Raw genomic sequence first — 19,865 nt, forward strand, 5'->3', positions numbered from 1 at the left:
GAGGGCTATTATTTCTTAATTTTTAATTCTTAATTATTCATTCAAACATGGTGGACAACAGAGTCACATTCGGTAGTAAGCTCGGAGTTATCCTGGCTACCGTAGGATGCGCCGTAGGACTGGGAAGTATCTGGCGTTTCCCCTATATGTTAGGGACGAACGGCGGCGCCGCATTCCTGCTTATTTATATTCTTTTCATGATATTCTTAGGTATTCCGGTGATGGTAACCGAATTCTTCATCGGCCGGTACTCCCGCAGCAATACGGTCGGTTCGTTCAAGAAGATGGCTCCCGGAACGAAATGGTGCTGGATCGGATACAACGGCATCTTAGCGGCTTTCCTGATCTTAGGCTTCTATGCGGTCGTTTCCGGCTGGACACTCGAATATGTCTGGCAGACGGTGAACGGCAGCCTTTACAGTACGCCGGGGGTGGACTTTACCGCCGACTTCGACAACTTCTCTTCCAATGCGCTCCGGCCGATCTTCTGGACAGCGGTGTTTATCGGGCTGACGCATTTCGTGATCGCTTCGGGCGTGGAGAAAGGGATCGAGCGGGCTTCCAAGATCATGATGCCGCTCCTGTTCCTGATCCTGGTCGTGATGTGCATACGCTCCGTCACACTGCCGAATGCAGAAGCCGGGCTGGTGTACCTGTTCAAACCGGATTTCAGCAAGCTGACCTCATCCGTCGTGTTAAGCGCCGTCGGGCAGGCGTTCTTCTCGCTGAGCCTCGGCATGGGTTGCCTTATCACCTACTCTTCTTATTTCGGGAAAGACACCAATATGTTGGCAACGGCCTGGCAGGTGACGATCATCAATACTTTTGTCGCGATACTGGCCGGTATCATGATCTTCCCGGCTGTCTTCAGTTTCGGGATTGCACCGTCGGCAGGCGCCCAACTGGTATTCATCACTTTGCCGAATGTCTTCGAGCAGTTGCCGTTCAGCAGCTTGTGGTCGCTTATTTTCTATATCCTGCTGGCGATGGCGGCGCTGACTTCCACCATTTCCCTGCATGAGGTGGTCACCGCTTATATCCATGAAGAATTTCATGTGACACGGAAGAAAGCGGCCTGGTTCGTCTCTGCCGGCGTTTTATTCTTAGGCATCCTCAGTTCGCTCTCGTACGGGTTATTGAAAGAGTTCACGATAGGCGGATTGATCTTTTTCGACATGCTGGATTACCTGACGGCCAAGATCATGCTGCCGTTAGGGGGAATGCTGACCTGCATCTTCGTCGGGACACGTGTCGACAAGAAGATCCTGAAAGCCGAGCTGACCAACGAGGGGACGATCAAGTTCCGCCTCTTCTCCATCTATGTCTTCTTCATGAAATACGTCTCTCCGATCGTCATCGGCATCGTATTCCTGAACGAGCTCGGCCTCCTCGACCAACTAAAGAAACTATTTTAAAATAAACCTGTAAGTTCCTTGCATATCGGCAGGGAACTTATACCTTTGTGAAATAGTATTCACTTAATAACAATTGCCTTATGGAAATCAAAACCATTGAAAAGAAGAGAGTGGCATCTTTCCTGGAAACAACAGGAAATCCATTTCCAACGTGGAAAGAAATGCAGCAGATAAGAAAAGAAAGAACTTCCCGCTACGGATTCGATCCCGCTACCGAAAGCGGAACGCTTTCCATCGGACAGCTCACGAATATGATTCGCGAAGCCGAACAGGGACCTTTCTATACACTTGAAGACGGCAAACGAATGATACGACAATGGAGGGAACAAAGGCAAAACCGGTAATCGCTTCTTTGCTTTTTTATTCATCAGTCGACCAAATCTTTACATATGGAAAAGAAAACTTCGGTGAAAGATCAGCAATCCAATACGAGAACCTTATATTTGAAAAAGTACGGCAATTAGCCACAGACTACTTGCTACATGCGGAATATCCTTATCTTCCGACAAAAGATAAACGATATAGAAGGATCGTCCTTCCGGCCCATCTGATCGTCTACCGTATAACGGCTAAACAAATCGAAGTATTAGACATTATACACCAGGCGCAGAGCATTTCTCATACAAAACGACTACGAAACATCAAACCATAAACAGATTCGACTATGAACTGGCGCGACCTTCTCTATTTCTCCAAAGGCGAACGGAGGGCACTGGCTTTGCTCCTTTGCCTCATCACCATTTCCTGGATTTTATTGCTTTGGACAGACGGGAAACGGATGCCTATCGCTTCGCAGACGGATGCCCATCGAACGGAAAACCGACAGGCATCGGGCGAAAAACGGATAATCACCGGAAAAAACACATCCGAAAAGGAAACCGATTCTATCCGGCAGGAATCCGTATCCCATCCGAACGGAAATAAAAATACCCTTAAAGGTAAAAATTCCGCCCTTGCAGGTAACAGTTCCTACCCTATAGGGAAGAAACGGAAAGAATATTCCCCTTACACCCGGACGGAAAAGTACACGCCAGGAACCCTCGTCGAGCTCAACACCGCCGACACCACGATCCTGAAAAAAGTCCCCGGCATCGGTAGCACCTTCGCCCGGCGGATCGTGAAATACAGGGAACTCTTAGGCGGCTTCTACGATGTCAGCCAATTAGCGGAAGTGTACGGCATCGACGAAGAACGCTACCAGGCCCTCGCCCCCTGGTTCATTGCCGACACGCTCCACATACGCCGGTTAGAGGTCAACGCCTTGCCTGCCGCCGTCCTCCGCAAGCACCCTTACCTCGACTACCGGCAGGCGAAAGCGATCGAACAGCTCCGAAAACAAAAAAGCAGGCTCTCCGGATGGGAGAACCTGCAACTGATAGAAGAATTTACAGATACGGACAAGAAGCGGCTCACACCGTACCTGTCATTTAAGTGAACTTCAAAACGCGACTTGTATCATCACGGGGAAATGATCCGACGGGAAACGCCCGTACTGCATATCGTTGAGAACAGCATACTTCTTCACCTTCGTCCCCTTCGTCACCCAGATATAATCGATGCGGTTCTTCATCTCGGAATCCGTCTTGAAGCTGTTGTAAGTGCCTTCCGTACCGTAGCGCGGCTGCTCGCTCAGGTTGTACGAGTCCAGCAGGAGGCCGTCGGACGCCAACGTCACCATCGGTTCGTCGGTCGGGACGGCATTGAAGTCTCCCGTCGCAAAGACCGTCGCATCCGTTCCGGCAATCTGCTTGATACGGGCGACCAGCAGCTTGGAGGATTCCCGGCGTGCCACCTTCCCTTGATGGTCGTAATGGGAATTGAAGAAATAGAACACTTTGCCGCTCACCTTATCCCGGAACTTGCCCCAGGAGCAGATACGGTTGCAGCAAGTAGCATCCCAGCCCTTTCCCGGAACATCCGGCGTCTCGGAAAACCAGAAGTTCCCCTTGTCTAACAAGTCGAAACGACCGGTCTTATAGAAGATGGCGGAGTGTTCGCCCGCATCCTCCCCGTCATCGCGCCCGGCACCGATATAGGCATACCCGTCCAGTTCGGCAATCCCGTCCAGCATATGCCTGAACCCTTCCTGTGTCCCGAAGATATCGAAATCGTGGAAGCGGATCAGCCCTTTCACCATCTCCTTGCGGTTCGGCCAGGCATTCACGCCATCCTTCTCCGTGTCCATACGGAGGTTGAAGGTCGCCACGTTCAGTTCGCCCTTCCCGCCTGTAGCCGGGCGGGATTCTTTCATGGCCCATGACTGGAGCAAAGCAGCCAGCAGGAGGACCGAAGCAAATACACTTATCGTCTTTTTCATATCCTTATCATTTATCGATTATACATTTACCAACCCGGATTCTGTTTCAGGTTTCCGTTCTTGATGATTGCCGACTGAGGGATCGGATAGTAATACTGGCGGCCATCGCCGTACCAGATGCGCGGATCATCGTCCGACCAGGTCAGGTTGCCCGAAGTCGCCCCGGTCAATCCCTGCTGCGTGCCCTCTCCTACCGGGACAGGCGTACAGGAAGCAGGCAGCCCGGTAGGTTTCTCTCCCTTATAGAAGATCACGTCCGGCGTACCGTCCTTGTCGAGGTCCATCTGGACATTCAGGGCGGGGACATAGATGCCGGTCCAACGCATCGTCATCAGCTCGCCCCGTTTCCAACGTTTCAGGTCGGTGAAACGGAAACCTTCCAACGCCAGTTCGATGGAACGCTCACGGCGCACTTCGAGGATGACCGGGTCGGAGATATTCGGGAAATAGTTCTGCTGGAAATAAGCGTCCACCTTGGTCGGCTTGGCAGAAAGGCCGCCGGTGATACCGGCACGTGCACGCAGCACACCGACCGTATTCGCCCAATCCGCATCCGTCAGCGTCCCCAACTCGGCTTTTGCCTCGGCATAGTTTAGCAGGACTTCGGCATAGCGAAACAACGGGATCGCATTCGTGTTCAAAGCGCCGGCATCGTATTTGGTATCATCCAACGTATATTTGATCGGTTGGTAGCCCGTATAGGAATAGCCGTTGAAGTTAGGAGCAGCAGGCGCCCCGTCGCGTTCATACCCCGGTGTGCGGATCGTCTGAGCGAGGCGTGCGTCGCGGTTCCGGCATTCGTCGTAGAACTCCATCGTCTCGTAGCCGGCACGGTCCGTAAACGGTGTCCCGTCCGTGTTCAGGAAGGTATTGACGAACGTACGGATCATGCTGAAGCGTGCCCCGTACGTGCCCGAAGTCCACCACCAGTTAGCCTCGCCCAACACGGCCAGCCCGGCATCGGCGCAACTCGCCAGCATCACTTCGCCGGTAACCGGCTTGTCACTGATGAACAGCGAACGGAAAGAAGCCTCCGTGCCCTCACCCGTATAAATGGAGTACCCGCTTTCTTTCATAACCGCTTCGGCTGCACGGACAGCCTCCTGATACCATTCGCCAGCCGAGTCGGTCAATCCCAACTCCGTATGATACTTGCGGAAAGAAGCCTCGAAGAGGCAGATACGGGATTTCAACGCATAAGCCACCCATTTCGTCACCAGCGATCCGGTTTCGTCCTTCGTCCGCGAGATATTCGCACAAGCGAAATCCAAATCTTCCAATACATGATCCATGACGACAGTCCTCGAATCGCGTGGAGCAAACAGCAACTCGTCGTCCACACCCAACGTGCGGTCTATCCAGGGCACATCGCCGAAACGCACCACCATCTTGTAGTAAAAATAAGCACGGAAGAAGCGGGCCAGGCCGATATAGTTGTTACGGACAGACTCATCGACCGCCTCGTTCGTGCAGTTTTCGATAAAGTAATTGATGTTACGCAAGTCGCTCCACGACCATCCGTCGCTCAACTCTGCCGAGTAAGCCCCTTCACGGATAAAGTTGTCGAAGCTGGTCACCGCCCCATAGTCGCACATCGCATCCTGCCGGAACCCATTCGCCACCGAAGGGAGCATGTTATAGAAGGAGTAGGAATACGTTTCCAGCCCCTTCTCGGTCCTGAAGACCGTGTCCTTGTCCACCGAAGCCTGCGGTATCTCGTCCATCGAGCAGGAAGAAAGAAGTAAACAGGCAGATACAAAAGAATATATAATCCGTTTCATGTCGTTGATAGTTCTTTAGTTAAAATGTTACTGATAAACCTAAACTCACACTCTTCATCTGCGGATAGCTGTTCCCGTCACCGCTGCCACGGTTCCCGTTCAGCCCGGAGGACATATCGGCATCCGTCAGGTCGGGATCGGAACCGTAGATGTTCGTCACATCCAAGTCGCGTGTATGTTTATAGAGCGGAGACCAGCACCAGAGGTTCTCGGCGGATATATAGACCCGTACGTTCTGCAACTTTGCCTTTGAAACAACCTGTTGCGGCAGGGTGTAACCGAATTGCAGGTTCTTCAGACGGATATACGCGACATTCTGCAGGTAGCGGGTCTGCGGCGTAGACTTCAGGGAAGCATTGTAACCGGCATAACGGGGCAGGTAAGCATCCGTATTGTCTTCGGTCCAGTAGTTGCCCTGATGCCAGGTCGGCATGTTGTTGTACGGGCGGTTGTACTGTCCCCAGAAGATACATTCCGAACTGGGATACCAATCCTGTTTCCCCACCCCCTGGAAGAATGCAGAGAGGAAGAAGTTGTTCCAGTCGCCGGAGAGATTGAGGCTGTAGGAATAGCGGGGCAGTGCGTTACCGATCACCTTCTTGTCGCCATGATCGTCCAATGTGTTATTGCCGTAGTCGATCACTTTATCGCCGTTCAGGTCCTTGATCTTCACGTCTCCCGGATAGGTGATGCGTTTGGAGGAAGACTGGATCAGCGTCTGGTCGGCATGGCTGTCGATATCGGCCTGGTCCTTGAACAGCCCTTCGGTCACATATCCCCAGATTTCACCGACGCGCTTGCCGGCATAGTAGTCGTCCAGGTTACCCGTCTGGTTGTTATAGCGGTCGATGGTCGAGATATAGTCGGACAACGTACCGCGGATCTCGTAGTTGAACGGTTTCTCCGCCAATGTGAACTGGTCGCGCCAGGTCAGCGTGATTTCCCATCCTTTGGTCGTCATGTCGGCATAGTTGCCTTTGGGAGAAGAGGCGCCGAAGACGTCGGGAAGCGTTTCGCCGACCGTGTACATATCCGTTGTCTTACGGATGTAATAGTCGCCGTTGAACTGCAAACGGTTGTTCAGCATGCCGAAGTCCAGTCCGACGTCGGTCGTCGTAGCCGTTTCCCAGGTCAATCCGTCAGGCATGACAGCCGGAGCGCTCGTGTACTTATTCTTCAAGCCGTTCAAGACACGACCGGAAGTGCTGATGCTCAACAGTTCGAGATAACTGTACGGAGAGACGTTACCGTTACCCAACGAGCCGTATGAGGCACGTATTTTCAGATTAGAAAACAGGTCCGGGTTTATTTTCCAAAACGATTCCTCCGACACACGCCATCCACCCGATACGGAAGGGAAAAACGCCCATTGCTGGTCGGTCGGGAATTTGGAAGAGCCATCATAGCGTCCGTTCACTTCCAACAGGTAGCGGTCCTTGAAGGCATAGTTCATACGGAAGAAACCGCCTGCCACGCGCCATTTGTTATAACCGCCCGATGTGGTGATCGCATCTCCTAACGCCAAGTTGATATTTTCCGATTCGTCGAGCAGCAAGCCGTTACGCTGCACGTATGTGCTCTTATAGGTAGACTGTTCATAGTTGTAACCGATCATTCCCTTGAAATAATGCGCATCGCCAAATGTTTCCTCATAGTCGGCATACAGGTTGGTCGCGATATACTCGGTCCGCATATTACTCTCCTTCAAGTCATTGTACTTCGTGCTAAGTTCGCGTGTTTCTCCCTCGTATGTGCTGTAAGGAACCGGTACACGGCGTTGCGTCTGCGCCTCATCCGTATTGCGGAACGTGAAGTCGCCCCGTACGTGCAGCTTGTTTTCTAAGAAGGAAGCCGTAAAGCCGGTCGTATTCTTCAATACCTTGTTATTGGTGTCGATCCCGTTCTTGCCATAGATAAAGTCACCGACCGAATAGGCGGCCGAGAAGGTCAGGCTACCGTCGGGATTGAAGATAGGCGAGGTCGGATGGCCTTCATCGGAAATGTTACGCCAGATGGAACCGCCTTCGCCGACGTTGATCGGGTTATGGTAATCCATGTTTGAAAAGTCCATATTGTTCTCGATCTTCAGCCAGTCGAACACCTGCACGGAACCTTTCGCACGCAGGTTCATCATCTTATAATCATCGGTATTGTAGCGGAACAAGCCGTCGTAGCCATAGAAACGCCCGGAAACGTAGTAGTTCAGCTTCCCGTTGTTACCGGTCACCGACAAGTTATGATCCTGCGCGAAGGTCGTTTTCTTATACAGGGCGTCGTAATAGTCCTCGTTGCCGTAGTAGACGTATTTGCCGGTAGCATCGACCGTCACCTCGTCAGTTATGCCCTGTTCCTTCCGGTTCTTGAAGTCTTCCAGCCAGCCGAGGGAGAATTCCTGCGTCTTGTTGATGTTCTTAGGGTCGGCCGAATAGTTGTTCCACGCATGATAGGCTTCATAGAAGTGGCTGGCATATTCATATCCGTCGGTCACGAAGTCGGGAACCGTCACCGGCTTCTGCACGGCGAAGTTACCGGAATAGGTGATGGAAGTCTTGTCCTTAGTCGGCTCTTTGGTGGTGATCAGGACAACACCGAAAGTACCGCGCGCGCCATAGATGGCAGCCGAGGCGGCATCTTTCAGGACAGACACGCTGGCGATATCGTTCGGATTCAACATCGAGGGATCGCCTTCCACACCGTCGATCAGGACTAACGCACTACCGCCCTGCCCGATCGAAGTCGTACCGCGGACATTATAACTCGCCGAGCGGGTCGGCTTGCCGTCGGTCAACTGGATGTTCAGGTTGGGGATCGAACCTTGCAAGGCCTGTGTCACGTTGGGGACGGAACGATTGTCAAACACTTCGCTGGTCACCTGTTCGACGGCTCCGGTCAGGTTCACTTTCTTCTGCGTGCCGTAACCGACCACGACTACTTCGTCCAGCGTCTGCGTATCTTCCATCAAGACTACTTTCAAGTCTTTCTCTCCTTTCAGTGTGATTTCTTTCGGAATATATCCGATAAAAGAGATTGTTAACACAGCGTCAGGGGCTACTTCCAGCGAGAACTTCCCGTCGATATCGGTCACCGTCCCGTTAGTCGTTCCTTTTTCCACTACATTGGCTCCGATAACGGGTTCCCCGTATCCATCCACAATCGTACCTGTCAGATGATACGTTCCCTGCCGGGTAACGCTTATGATTCCGCCCGGATTGGCGGAATAGATTACAGGGATTCCCTGTAATGCACCTGCGATACATAGTAAACCCGCAAACCGGGTCACTCTACTCTTAATCTCCATGTTTGTTCTTTTTGCGTTAAAACAAATATATTTTTACCTATTAAAACCGCTGCAAAGGAACAACCGGAGTATTAAATCAGCGTTTACTATTCATTACAATATCGTTACAAAAGCCGTGGCAATATTACTTTATTTTCAGGGCATACAAAGAAAAAAGGGCGCCCTCGCGGACGCCCTTTCTCATTCAATACTAAAACTCTCTATACATAATGGATTAGTATACATTAACCTTGGTAACAATAGAATTGCCGGCATTGGTTAATTTCACAATGTAAATGCCTTTCGTTACCGGTATTTGCGTATTGCCACTGATACGTGCATTGTAGACGATCTTACCGATCATGTTTACAACGGTCACCTGTAGCGGCTGAATCGGATTCACATAAATATTTCCCTTTCTTCCAAACACTTCTGTATTGGCAAGAGCTTCTTCGAGGCCGGTTGCGAAACCTACGGTTACTTCGCAAGTGGCGGTTACATCACCGATCGTTGCTGTGATCGTTGCTTTTCCAACCTTAACACCTTTGACTGTCACCTTGTTTCCATCTGCTGTTACAGAGGCTACAGTAGGATCGCTGCTGCTCCATGTAACCGTCTTGCCGGCAGGAGATACAGTAGCTGTCAGTACGAACTCTTCCGTACGAGGAAGATCTTTGGTTGTTGCATCTAAGGTGATTGTAACGGTTTCGTCTTCGTCACCACCACCAGCAGGAGGATTCGATTCGCTCTTGAAACCGATCTGGTTCTTGTCGTAAACAACAGAATAATTTTCTGTTTCACCACCGTTCACATAATAAACAGCATTGCTGCCACTACCTTCGGAAGTTATTGTAGGATTGAAGTCGATTTCACTGCCTATAACAGCTTCACCGGTTTCACGGACTGTCAGTTTGATTTTGCTCTTCAGGTTGCTTGCAGAAGAAGCTCCTTCAGGTAATACGGCAACGATTGTTGATTTTAGGATATTGCCTTTTCCAGGTTGAGAACTTGCCAGCTTATAATTTCCGGCATCACCAGTCGTACCCATTGCAAGCTCTACAGTTTGTTCGCCGACTGTCGCTGCACCAAAGATTACTTTAATCGGAACGATATCGCCACTGATACGGTCGTTCGATGCATAATCAGTCAATTCCATAACAGACTTTCCGTTGTAGTAGGCACTAAGCGGGGTTCCGACTGTCACTTCTTTCTGACTGATCTTACCGGTCAGTTTTCCTTCCAAGACATAATTGTTAGCTTCGCTACCGATCAGAACCAGCGATTGAGACGGAGTGATCGTTTTGCTATCACCTGCCTTCTTATCAGCAAAGTTGAATGTAATACCGGAAAGATCCAGTGCTACGTCCTTTCCGTCTGCACCTGTTAATGTAGGCGTTCCGGAGGCAAGAGTCGTTCCGTCGTAAGTCTTATCCATATCGGTTGCGCTAATCATCAGCTTAGCCGGAGTAACTTCGAGGTTTAGAATTTTTACTTCACCTGCACTGATAGCCAGAATCGTTGCCTTACCTGTTGCTACAGGGGTACAAACTATATCATTGCCAGTTGCATCAACAGTCAAAACATTGGCATTTGTCGATTCATAAGTCCAAGTGCCATTTCCACCAAGTTTCGTCACCTCGTATGAAACACCGTAAGATATTTTCGTGAATGCTTCCTGATTCCAATTGCCGGCAACAGCAGCTTTCGTTTGCATAGGTGCATTAAGAGAAGTAGTTGTAGCAGGAGAAGTTTCAATCTTATTCAAACTCTGGCCTATCACCTTGCCACTTGCATCCAGAATATTAGCATAGCCATCTCCTCCTACTTCAGAAGCATTCAATCCGGAATAACCGGCTTCATCAACGATCATTGCTTTTCTGTCACTTGACGTACCATATACTACCGCTTTCGGAGTACCCAACTCTACAGTCAGCGTACCCGGAACAGTTTTAATTGTGTAGTTCGGACATGCACCTGACATTTTCAGGTTCAAAGCAGAACTTTCTTCTGTTACCGTAAGTTCGCCACTATAAGCAGTGCTTAATGTTTCGCCGTTTACCAAGCCAGTTGCTTCGAATTCATATTTCGTATAACGCTGGTTCCACATGCGGGTCACGTCTTTTACCTTAACAGAGAGCGGAGCTTTCGTGATCTTACCGGTTATATTTGTCGGCTGGATCAACGTATAGTTGGCTGCATTCGTACCTGTCAATGTCAGTTCCGGCATCAGGACTTTCACGCTTTCGCCTGCGTTCTTGTTTGCGAAGCTAAGTGTCAGACCAGCTGTCTTAACGGAAACATCGTTAGACGCACCTGTTAATGTGAAAGTTGGAAGTGTCTCGATAGCAGTCGTCCCGTCATAAACCTTCTCTATTGCACCTACTGCAACCGTGATCGGTTTCGGAGTGATTTCGATTGTTTTAGTTGCTACGGCGGCAGAGTGAGTAGCATCGGCAGCACGTGTTACAGTCAAAGTGACTTTACCGACTTTAGTTGCTTCCAGCTTGCCATCCGTAATCGTTGCCAGATCGCTTTCAGCTACGGTATAGGTATATTCACCTGTAGCAGCTTCTTTGTCACTTGTAGCAGACAATGTCATTTCGTTGCCATAAACCATTGTAGGCAGGACAGATGTACTGAAAGAAACTACCTGCGGAGTCTTTTCATCGATTGTTACCTCAACAGGCTTACTTGTTCCTGTATTGTTGTCAGAAACAGTTGCAGATGCAGTAATTGAATATTTTCCTGCTGCAGCATTGGATATTGTTGCTGTATAGAAATCATCTTTTAGCGTTGCGTCAACAGAATTACCACTATTGTATGTAAACTTAACAGAAGCATCTGTGTCTACACCACCCTTGTTAACCAAACAAGCTTTCAACTGGATATCACGATCTGTTCCGTTCAATACCGTCTTTGCTTCTACCATTTCGATAACCGGGGCAACAGCATTAATAGTCAATGTACCCTTCGCAAACGTGATCGTATAGTTATCGGAAGTCAGGCCATAAGGTACGATATCGTAACCACCCTCTTTCACCAATGAATCTTTGGTTGCGGAGCAAGTGAATTTCAGGATTCCATCGAGTTTATCTCCCTCGACCAGATCGGTAGTTGTCGCTGTAAATTCAGGGTTTTCCACACCATATTCACGCGATTTAGCCTCTGCCGTGACAGTTGCAGCCTTCGGAGTAACCTTTGCTTTTACAAATGTGATAGGAGCCAGTTCGTAGAATGCGGTAGAATCAGAACCATTTGCCGCCAAAGCAGCGGTAACGATTACCTCTTTGTTTTCTCCTGCATTTGCATCTGTCAGTTCACCTTTAAATCCTTCTGCCAAATCCAGACCTGTCGCATCCGTACCTAACTTACCGGAGAATCCCAATGTTCCCTTTGTCAGAGTTATAGTCTTCGCACCATCATAGGTCTTCTCTGTAGCAGTCAAACCAGCAGTCAATGTAACCTTACGTTTGTTAACTTTCAAGACTTGCGTATTGACAGCATCTTCGTCATAAGTGAAGTTGCCATTTTCTTTATCTTGTTCATCTATTACACCATCATTATTCTTATCTTTTTTAACTTTCAAATCAAAAGTAACAGTACCCGGTTTCTTGATAGTCAGAACGCCATCATCACTGAGTGCTACGACTTCACTTGTGCCATCAATTGAAACTTCCGTACCCGGCAAGTTGAATGCCAACTTGATCGGAGCCGTACCATACACCACGCTATCCGGCAAGTTGGTTATCTTAGCCAATGTTTTCTGGAAAGATGCAATAGTATATTGGTCGCTGTTAAATGTCAATTCATACACAACCTTACCTGCATTCAGTAATTCTTTTGCTACAGTTTTGTTGGAAGCGATAACACCGTCCTTACATTCTATAGAGAAAGTCTTTTCGGAAAGATCAGATTTGTTTGTAGCCTTATTCATCGCAACAATTACAGAATCAGCAACAACAGTAGCAGCATTGACCATTAAAGTACCACCGCACAAGTTAATACCGGTCATGATATCTGATACCGGGAGGTTGAGTTTACCGTTGTTGACCAAAGTCGCAGCCTCTTCGCCTGTTCCAAGTTCAAGTCCGGAGTTGAAACTCCAAGTTTTTCCGGCTGCAATGGCAAAATCGGATGTTCCTTCGGACACAGCCGTACCATCACGGAATTTCTTCAAAGATGCTTTTGTTCCTGTCAATTCGATATTCGCATTGGCCAAGCCCTGTCCGATCATCATAATCGGATTTTCACTTTTTGAGTCGACGAATTTAAAAGTAACCCCTTCCGAAACTGTAGGGACTGGTTTTCCGTTCGTATCGGAATCGGCCCAACCATCAACAGCACCTAAGCTGGCTTTCAGATCCGTTAAGTTGTTAAACGTACAGCCCTCGAACATAAAGCTTCCTTTACGAATCTGTCCACGGTTGATCGCCCCCATTTCATAGTAATTCCCCTCCTTGCTGAACATGCAATTCTTGAGGGAGGCCTCGATTTCGTCCGCATAACCGTTAGACAGTGTTCCGTAGAGAGAACCGAGTTTTGCTCCTGTGATAGTTACTTTGGAAGTTCCGGTATAGGCATACCCTTGTCCGCCTCCACAACCTAACCCTTCGGGGAGTTCTACTCCTTCGGAGATAGTGATCTTGACATCTTTTGTACCGCAAACGGCATCATTCCATGTCGTAACCGGAGTCTTCTGAGCCGGATTAGCAAAACCTCCTGCATATAAGCACTGTACCTTCGTCTGATTACCGGAAATATTGATATCCACAGCATTGGTCTTGGCAAACTGATCGCCACCACCACACAAAAGATCCATGATTGTACCGCCTTTTATCATTATGTTTGCCGTCCCGGTAACATTGGCCGTTTTTTCAGCCGTCGAACCGTAACCACCACCATAGATCCGTTTTATATTACCGCTTTCCATCGTAATTGTAGAATTCTCTACAGCCCTATTCTTAGAGCCACCGTAAACAATCGCTTCATCACTCTTCAACTGGATGAAATCTGAAGCATTGTCTGTCGCACAAACAATCACTTCACCCTCTACGCCCGCAGCTTTAATAGTAATAGGATTACCATTTGCGAAAACAGTATTACCTTCCTGTGTCAGTTTCGAGTTCGTCCAATAATACATAGGAGTCTTGTTGTCTTTACCTCCCAAGCCTTCGAAGTAACTCCAACTTTGACCTTCCGGGCATACAACCAAACCGTCAGGATTGCTCGCATTTTCTTTTTCTGCCCAAATTTTGGCTGATTCGGCAAAAGTCGATCTTTCATCAAAAGTAAACAATCGGGGATATTCAGGGTTTCCTTTATCAACGTTCACACCTCCCCAAGTATTCCCTTTCGTATGCAAATTTGTTGCATGAACTTCGCTATGTACCAGCAAGCCCGCATTTATATTATTTTCCAGAGTCACATTCGGCAAGATAGTGCTCATTTGGGATTGTGCATTAATACCGGAGCCTTTTGAACCCTTTATACAAAGATTTTGTAATTTAACAGTTCCTCCTGCATTTCCCTCTATGGAGATCAAGTTCTTTTTTGAATCATCAACATTCCATTCTCCTATTGCCGTAATAGTTGTAGCCGGATTTCCATCCTTATCAAGTTCTCCTTTTAATGATAATGGTTTATTGATCACCAATTGGGAAGTCAGAGCATATTCGCCTTCGTTAACTAAGTTCAATGAAGAACCGGCCGGCATATTGGCAACCGTAGCAGCGTCTAACTTGTACGAATTTTCAGAACATTTCAAATAGACATTCACTGACTCGCCACCATTCAAAGCAAGATCCGGCTTGTTTGCGATAGCTCCAAAAGGAGTATACTGCTGAAGATCACTCATACTTTCACCGGTTATGGTCACATCATTATAATAGAGTTGTATCCCTTCCATATTGACAGTGCCCTTTTCTGCTCCGGTAAATGTGATACGTCCGTTATTAAGAACCAAGTTCTTCAGTGTAACTGTACCGATATTCTTTTCCGTATCTTTCGCCGGAGAATTGAAATAGATCGATCCTGCAAATTTTTCTTCTACCGGAGCATTGAATACAAGATTATTCAAAGTCACATGGTCTCCCAACACTTCGATCACCTTGTTTACTTGCTTCTTACAAGTAATAGTTGCATTCTGGATCTTTACATTATCTCCATGAATCGTGATCAGATTCTGGTCTACCCAGTTTCCATTTACAGCTTCTGCTGATGAATAAATCTTTACATCAGAAGGCTCTTGTCCACCTCCGACAATTTCGACATTGTCACGGGTAATAGCCAAATAATTACCGTCTCCGGTAGTCGCATTAGTCCGCTCGATGTCATAATTTCCCGGAGCAACAGTAATCACAAGTTTATCGATTCCCCCCAGATTATTGGCAGCTTGTACCGCAGCTTTCAATGTTTTAAAGGCTGTTTGGGTATCTGCCTCTGTACGAGTTGCATCGACTGTCCAGACAATATCTGCCGCCTGCAACCACCCCACACTCGTTATCGTCATAAAGACCGATAACAACATAAGTAATCTTCTCTTCATAATTTCTCTAATTAAAGTATTAATAATGAGTTCATTGAATGATAATTTTCATTTTTACTTTAATCGCTTTATTAACTTACCCCATACGAATGGTTTTCCCTGAAAAAGTAGTTAACAGGTGTGATTATATGTATTTTGACGACCAAAAACGATCCTTTTTTTTAGTCATTTTCTGGCTGGGTGCGAGTTTGGAGAGATTTTGAAGAAAAAAAGTCTCATCTATTGAATATTAAGGAGTTATTTTGTTCTAAAAAAATTTGGAGGATTGAAAAAAAATGTTGACTTTTGTTGACAAAAAAAACGATCGTTTTTTTTAGTCATTTTTTCAGTAGATTTTTGTTCTGCAAAGCGGACTTGATTATCAAAAGATAATAGTCTTCCCGAAAAAACACTTACGTTTTTCTGTAAAAACCTGCCGGCAGTTTTCTAAATGTATTTTCACAAAATAGCATTTTCGGGAAAAAGTTTCCGCACGTTCCGCATGTTCCGCTCTATACACTTTTCGCTTGGTAAGTTTTGCTGTTTTTCAGGTTGTTACGCTTATATTATCCTCGCAGAATCCGCACGATCAGTCGCTTTTTTGTACCCATGTATAAGGGCTGATTCTATGTCTATTTTTTCAATTGCGAGAATTTAGCCCTTTTGACAACCTTTCAAGTGTTAAAATTCGGCAGAAAGTAAATTTTAGTCGCATACTTTGCTCCCAAATGCAAAACCCGCTCGTCCGTCATCCGGTAATCGATGGCCAGCGTTTTTGACACATCTTCATGCCACTCGGTTACCCTATTTATTACAAATAATCATCTAAATTCTATCAATTTGATTTATTTCAGACGTTTTACCAACACATATATCGCGGTTTTAGATAGTCAATTTAACATTATGACAAATTGCTTATTGGAATATATGTGGCCACCTATTAAATAAATAATATAAGGTGCGGAACATGCGGAACGTGCGGAAACCAAGTTTTGCAGAATTGAAAGTTGAAAGTTGTTTTTCTTTCGTATCTTAGTATCGGGAAAGCCCGGCTTTCTCTAACTTTCAATTGTTAATGTTCAACTTTCAACTGTATCATGGTTTATCTGAAGCAAATCAAACTAATCAATCCGGACGAGGTATCGGGGCCGGTAGAAGACTTGAAATATCCCTACAAGGCGGCAGCCGTGCGGTATATGGAAGAACTGGTATTCACGAAGCCCGTCACGTTCTTAGTGGGAGAAAACGGAATCGGCAAATCGACCTTGTTAGAAGCCGTCATGTATAAATACGAGAGGCGTGACGAGGATTTGCAAGGAATGCTGAACGATGGCGACGAGAGCCACAAGGTACTCGCCAATGTCCTGCCCGACCAGATTCGCTTAGTGGAAGTGCGCAAGCCGGACGACCATTTCTTTTTCCGTGCCGAATCCTTTTTCGACCATGCCCGCGAGATCGACGCCCAATCTATGCGCGACATCCTCAGATACGGGCGCGACTACTCTATGGGACGCTATGGGGGGCGGCGCCTGCTGGAACAGTCGCACGGTGAAAGTTTCCTCAGCACGTTCCTCAACTACGGGGAACGGAACATGCTCTACATCCTCGACGAGCCGGAGGCGGCCCTTTCCCCCCAGCGCCAACTGTCGCTGCTCGTACGGATAAAAGAGTTGGCGGACCAGGGATGCCAACTCATCATCTCCACCCATTCGCCGATACTGATGGCTTATCCGGGAGCCGACATCTACAACATAGACGAAGACGGCGCCCGCCTGACCCCTTTCGAGGAGACGGAACATTACCAGCTGACGAAATATTTCCTGACGCACACGGAACAGATGCTCCGCGAACTGGGAATCGTCTAAGCCTGACCCGGAGGTTTACAGGGCGGAGGCTGCATCAAAATACATCTTTGCACGGGTGTTATGGGGGTTTTCCTTCAACAAGAGTTCCATCTCGTGCAGGAAAGGATAGGAGCCGATGAAAATATCGAAATAGCTTTTCTCCGGAGTGTCCACCGGCTTTTCTTTCAACGCATCCAGCAGGGCCAACCGCGACCGTACCCATCCCGCATGGCAGGTGGAGCGGCCCAGCAGGGTCAGGTACTTCTTCGCCAGCCGGTCGTTCCCCATCTTCAGATAGCCGTCTGCGATCTGCCGGAGGCAACCGAAAGTCATCCCGTCCGCATATTGGATAGCTACCTCGGAGAGTTGATGCACATACTCGTTGTACAAGCCCAGCGAACGGTAGAACAAAGCATTGAAGTAGCGTTCATCGGGTGTGGACGGCAAATAGAAATAGAAGCTGTCGGGCGAGGACAAGCGGAATTTCGGCAGATTCTCCGCCAGTTTATCCATCCCGGCAAATGCCAGAAGGGCGTACCGCTGCAACATCGGGTCGTGCAGGGCCTCGTCAGGCGTAATATAGCGAAGAACGGCATTCCAGGCGGTCGCCGTCGCCGCCTGCTTGACAGCAATTCTTTTCTCCCGGTTGTGTGCCGACGGGGATAGGGCGAACAGGGCAAAGGCAGACAGTATGATGGCGGCAGACAGCCCATAATGTATTTTCGGGTTCGCGATCCGCAGCAAGCGCAAAGGGATGGCAAGGCGAACCCGTTCAGGCAGCAGGACGACACACGACACGAGAAGCCCGTAGCCCGCCACAACGCCTATAGCCGGTTCAAGCCGCCCCCAATGCAGTTGCAGGCAAAGGAAAAGCCCGGCGACCACCCACGAAAACCAGGCGCACTCCCGGCAACGCAAACGGCAGGACAACAGGTCGGACAACCCTAACATGCAGCCGAAAAGAAGGGTTTGGATCAACACGCCCCCTTCGCGCCAACGAAAAAACTGGGACAAGAAACCGGACGCAAGCGACAATATCCCGGCCACTCCCCCGGAGAGTTTTTCATCCGCATAGTCGGGCGTCCACACGAAAAAGCTCTCCGCCTCCACATTACCAATCGTTTCCGGGTACAAGAAATACCATAAAAGCCAGACAAGAGGCAAGAGCCCGTAATGCCATGCCAGCCCGATCCGCTTCGTCTTTATTTCGTTCTTCTTTTTCATGTTTTCTATTCGATATCGAACAGGGAAGTGACTTTCCCTTTGTCCAGTTTTACTTCTCCCCGGATAAACTCCGGTATATTATATGATTTCATACGCAAGGTGTTCTGCTCCGGATCTTCCTGGGGCAGGAGAAACGGCTTGCCGAAACGGCCGTTTTCATCTACCGCTGCGATGAAAAGACGAGTGTAGCGGCCATCCAGCCGCCGGCTGCTAAAGAGCACCCACCGCCCGTCGGACGACCAGGAGTGGTAGCTTTCCGTATCGTCGCTATTGAGCGCCGACGTATCCATCTCCACTTTGTCGACAAGGCGGATCATTTTAAGATCGGCTTCGGCATGCCAGATGGGGAAAGTGGCACAGGCGGCTTCGGTATAAAGCAGGTATTTCCCATCGGGCGAGATACGGGGGAAAGAGGCGCTTCCTCCCGCTACCGCAGGGTTATAGAGCGTATCGACCTGTTCGAGCAACTGCCCGGTATTCTCGTCGAAGCCTACCCGGCAAAGGGCATATTTCAATGATTTATACTCCATCGGCATTTTCCGGGCCGGGGCCGTGCAGAAATAGACCTCTTTCCCGTCGGGGGAAAAGGCGGGGAAGGTTTCCATATTTTCCCGGTTTGTAAAACGGGGATCGGTCAGTACCCGGTTATGGGCCACATCATAGATCATCAGGTCTGAAGACAGGTCGTACACCTCTACCGGCATGTGCCCGAAGTGATAGAACGCCTGGTGCGTGTCGTTGGAAGAAAAAATAATGTAGCGGCCCGAAGGATGCCACATCGGATAGGTTCCGGATTTGCCGGGTTCCATTTTCGCCAGGTCAAGGCGGGCGGGCTGACCGTCGCGTACCAGCACGGTCGTACCGTTCACGCCACGGGCATGGAACATAAAGTCGTCGGGCGAATAGTTGCAGAAAGAGTGGCAATTGACGCAGCCATCATGATTCTGGCGGTTCGTCACAATCGCCTTTTCTTCAAAGGAGGTCAGGTCGCGCTGGTAGATTCCCATCCGGTTCCACAGTTCGTAGCCCGGTTCTATCAGGCGGTAGGCGATCCAGGGGTCTATGCCGCCCGTCGCAATATGCACCGGAAAGGATTGATAACGGATGCCTCCGGGATGTCCGTCGGTCCAGACGGAGACCGTCACATCGAGGGTTTTCCCGGCATAACGGCGAAGCCATTCTTTCCAGTCTTTTTCAGGAAACTTCACGCACGATCCGCCCTGCAACCGTGCCAACTCGTTTCCGTCTGCTTCGACGACCGCCTTTATTTCCCTGGCTTCGGGTACACTGAAATTCAGGGGTGCGATGTTACACGGGACTGTCACACCGGTATAATCGGGGAAAATGGCAGGATAGTCCTTACTCTCCGCTTTCGCCTCCTTATCGTCCGGTCTGCAAGCTGCCAGTGAAAAGAGGAAAAGCAGCAAGGGCAGGAAGAATTCAAACAGGTCCTTCTTTGTTGCAACAGTATTCTGAATCATCGT

11 protein-coding genes are annotated in these 19,865 nt (G+C 48.8%); 5 read left to right on the forward strand and 6 right to left on the reverse strand.

The annotated features are described in order from the left end of the window. The first annotated feature begins 47 nt into the window (after positions 1-47). The 4 genes from H8S65_RS06785 to H8S65_RS06800 all read left to right on the forward strand — a co-directional run bounded on the left by H8S65_RS06785 (position 48) and on the right by H8S65_RS06800 (position 2,850). Complete coding sequence (locus H8S65_RS06785; RefSeq protein WP_186929236.1) at positions 48-1,415, forward strand: sodium-dependent transporter; 1,368 nt, start codon at positions 48-50, stop codon at positions 1,413-1,415. An 80-nt stretch (positions 1,416-1,495) separates the two neighbouring features. Beyond that, on the forward strand, positions 1,496-1,759 hold the full coding sequence (locus H8S65_RS06790) for a hypothetical protein (RefSeq protein ID WP_186929237.1): 264 nt from the start codon (positions 1,496-1,498) through the stop codon (positions 1,757-1,759). Then, positions 1,732-2,067: a type II toxin-antitoxin system RelE/ParE family toxin gene (locus H8S65_RS21305; protein ID WP_186929238.1), complete on the forward strand. Its 336-nt coding sequence runs from the start codon at positions 1,732-1,734 to the stop codon at positions 2,065-2,067. The genes H8S65_RS06790 and H8S65_RS21305 overlap by 28 nt, the downstream gene beginning before the upstream one ends. A gap of 12 nt (positions 2,068-2,079) precedes the next feature. Then, positions 2,080-2,850: a helix-hairpin-helix domain-containing protein gene (locus H8S65_RS06800; protein WP_186929239.1), complete on the forward strand. Its 771-nt coding sequence runs from the start codon at positions 2,080-2,082 to the stop codon at positions 2,848-2,850. A gap of 3 nt (positions 2,851-2,853) precedes the next feature. On the opposite strand, the gene H8S65_RS06805 is transcribed toward H8S65_RS06800, so the two are convergent. The 4 genes from H8S65_RS06805 to H8S65_RS06820 all read right to left on the reverse strand — a co-directional run bounded on the left by H8S65_RS06805 (position 2,854) and on the right by H8S65_RS06820 (position 15,334). Then, positions 2,854-3,732 (reverse strand): endonuclease/exonuclease/phosphatase family protein, encoded by an 879-nt coding sequence (locus tag H8S65_RS06805; protein WP_186929240.1) that lies wholly within the window; start codon positions 3,730-3,732, stop codon positions 2,854-2,856. A gap of 26 nt (positions 3,733-3,758) precedes the next feature. Continuing rightward, the gene (locus H8S65_RS06810; protein ID WP_186929241.1) at positions 3,759-5,513 is read right to left on the reverse strand and encodes a RagB/SusD family nutrient uptake outer membrane protein; all 1,755 of its coding nucleotides are present in this window, start codon (positions 5,511-5,513) and stop codon (positions 3,759-3,761) included. A 19-nt stretch (positions 5,514-5,532) separates the two neighbouring features. Continuing rightward, positions 5,533-8,811 (reverse strand): SusC/RagA family TonB-linked outer membrane protein, encoded by a 3,279-nt coding sequence (locus tag H8S65_RS06815; RefSeq protein WP_186929242.1) that lies wholly within the window; start codon positions 8,809-8,811, stop codon positions 5,533-5,535. Between the two features lie 214 nt (positions 8,812-9,025). Continuing rightward, entirely contained in the window at positions 9,026-15,334 is a 6,309-nt protein-coding gene (locus H8S65_RS06820; protein WP_186929243.1) for a YDG domain-containing protein, read from the reverse strand. Positions 15,335-16,410: 1,076 nt separating this feature from the next. On the opposite strand from H8S65_RS06820, the gene H8S65_RS06825 reads away from it, so the two are divergent. Then, on the forward strand, positions 16,411-17,178 hold the full coding sequence (locus H8S65_RS06825) for an AAA family ATPase (RefSeq protein WP_186929244.1): 768 nt from the start codon (positions 16,411-16,413) through the stop codon (positions 17,176-17,178). Between the two features lie 15 nt (positions 17,179-17,193). Here the strand turns inward: H8S65_RS06825 and H8S65_RS06830 are convergent, their stop codons facing one another. Then, on the reverse strand, positions 17,194-18,381 hold the full coding sequence (locus tag H8S65_RS06830) for a DUF6057 family protein (protein ID WP_186929245.1): 1,188 nt from the start codon (positions 18,379-18,381) through the stop codon (positions 17,194-17,196). A gap of 5 nt (positions 18,382-18,386) precedes the next feature. Continuing rightward, positions 18,387-19,862, reverse strand: a complete 1,476-nt coding sequence (locus H8S65_RS06835; RefSeq protein ID WP_186929246.1) for a TolB-like translocation protein — start codon at positions 19,860-19,862, stop codon at positions 18,387-18,389. Positions 19,863-19,865 lie beyond the last annotated feature (3 nt).

Origin of the sequence: Parabacteroides hominis, assembly GCF_014287585.1 — a bacterium.
GTDB lineage: Bacteria > Bacteroidota > Bacteroidia > Bacteroidales > Tannerellaceae > Parabacteroides > Parabacteroides hominis.

What these genes read in the sequence shown, in the direction of transcription:
- H8S65_RS06785 (WP_186929236.1), top strand. Translation starts at nt 48, where the DNA reads ATGGTGGACAACAGAGTCACATTCGGTAGTAAGCTCGGAGTTATCCTG.
- H8S65_RS06790 (WP_186929237.1), top strand. Translation starts at nt 1,496, where the DNA reads ATGGAAATCAAAACCATTGAAAAGAAGAGAGTGGCATCTTTCCTGGAA.
- H8S65_RS21305 (WP_186929238.1), top strand. Translation starts at nt 1,732, where the DNA reads ATGGAGGGAACAAAGGCAAAACCGGTAATCGCTTCTTTGCTTTTTTAT.
- H8S65_RS06800 (WP_186929239.1), top strand. Translation starts at nt 2,080, where the DNA reads ATGAACTGGCGCGACCTTCTCTATTTCTCCAAAGGCGAACGGAGGGCA.
- H8S65_RS06805 (WP_186929240.1), bottom strand. Translation starts at nt 3,732, where the DNA reads ATGAAAAAGACGATAAGTGTATTTGCTTCGGTCCTCCTGCTGGCTGCT.
- H8S65_RS06810 (WP_186929241.1), bottom strand. Translation starts at nt 5,513, where the DNA reads ATGAAACGGATTATATATTCTTTTGTATCTGCCTGTTTACTTCTTTCT.
- H8S65_RS06815 (WP_186929242.1), bottom strand. Translation starts at nt 8,811, where the DNA reads ATGGAGATTAAGAGTAGAGTGACCCGGTTTGCGGGTTTACTATGTATC.
- H8S65_RS06820 (WP_186929243.1), bottom strand. Translation starts at nt 15,334, where the DNA reads ATGAAGAGAAGATTACTTATGTTGTTATCGGTCTTTATGACGATAACG.
- H8S65_RS06825 (WP_186929244.1), top strand. Translation starts at nt 16,411, where the DNA reads ATGGTTTATCTGAAGCAAATCAAACTAATCAATCCGGACGAGGTATCG.
- H8S65_RS06830 (WP_186929245.1), bottom strand. Translation starts at nt 18,381, where the DNA reads ATGAAAAAGAAGAACGAAATAAAGACGAAGCGGATCGGGCTGGCATGG.
- H8S65_RS06835 (WP_186929246.1), bottom strand. Translation starts at nt 19,862, where the DNA reads ATGATTCAGAATACTGTTGCAACAAAGAAGGACCTGTTTGAATTCTTC.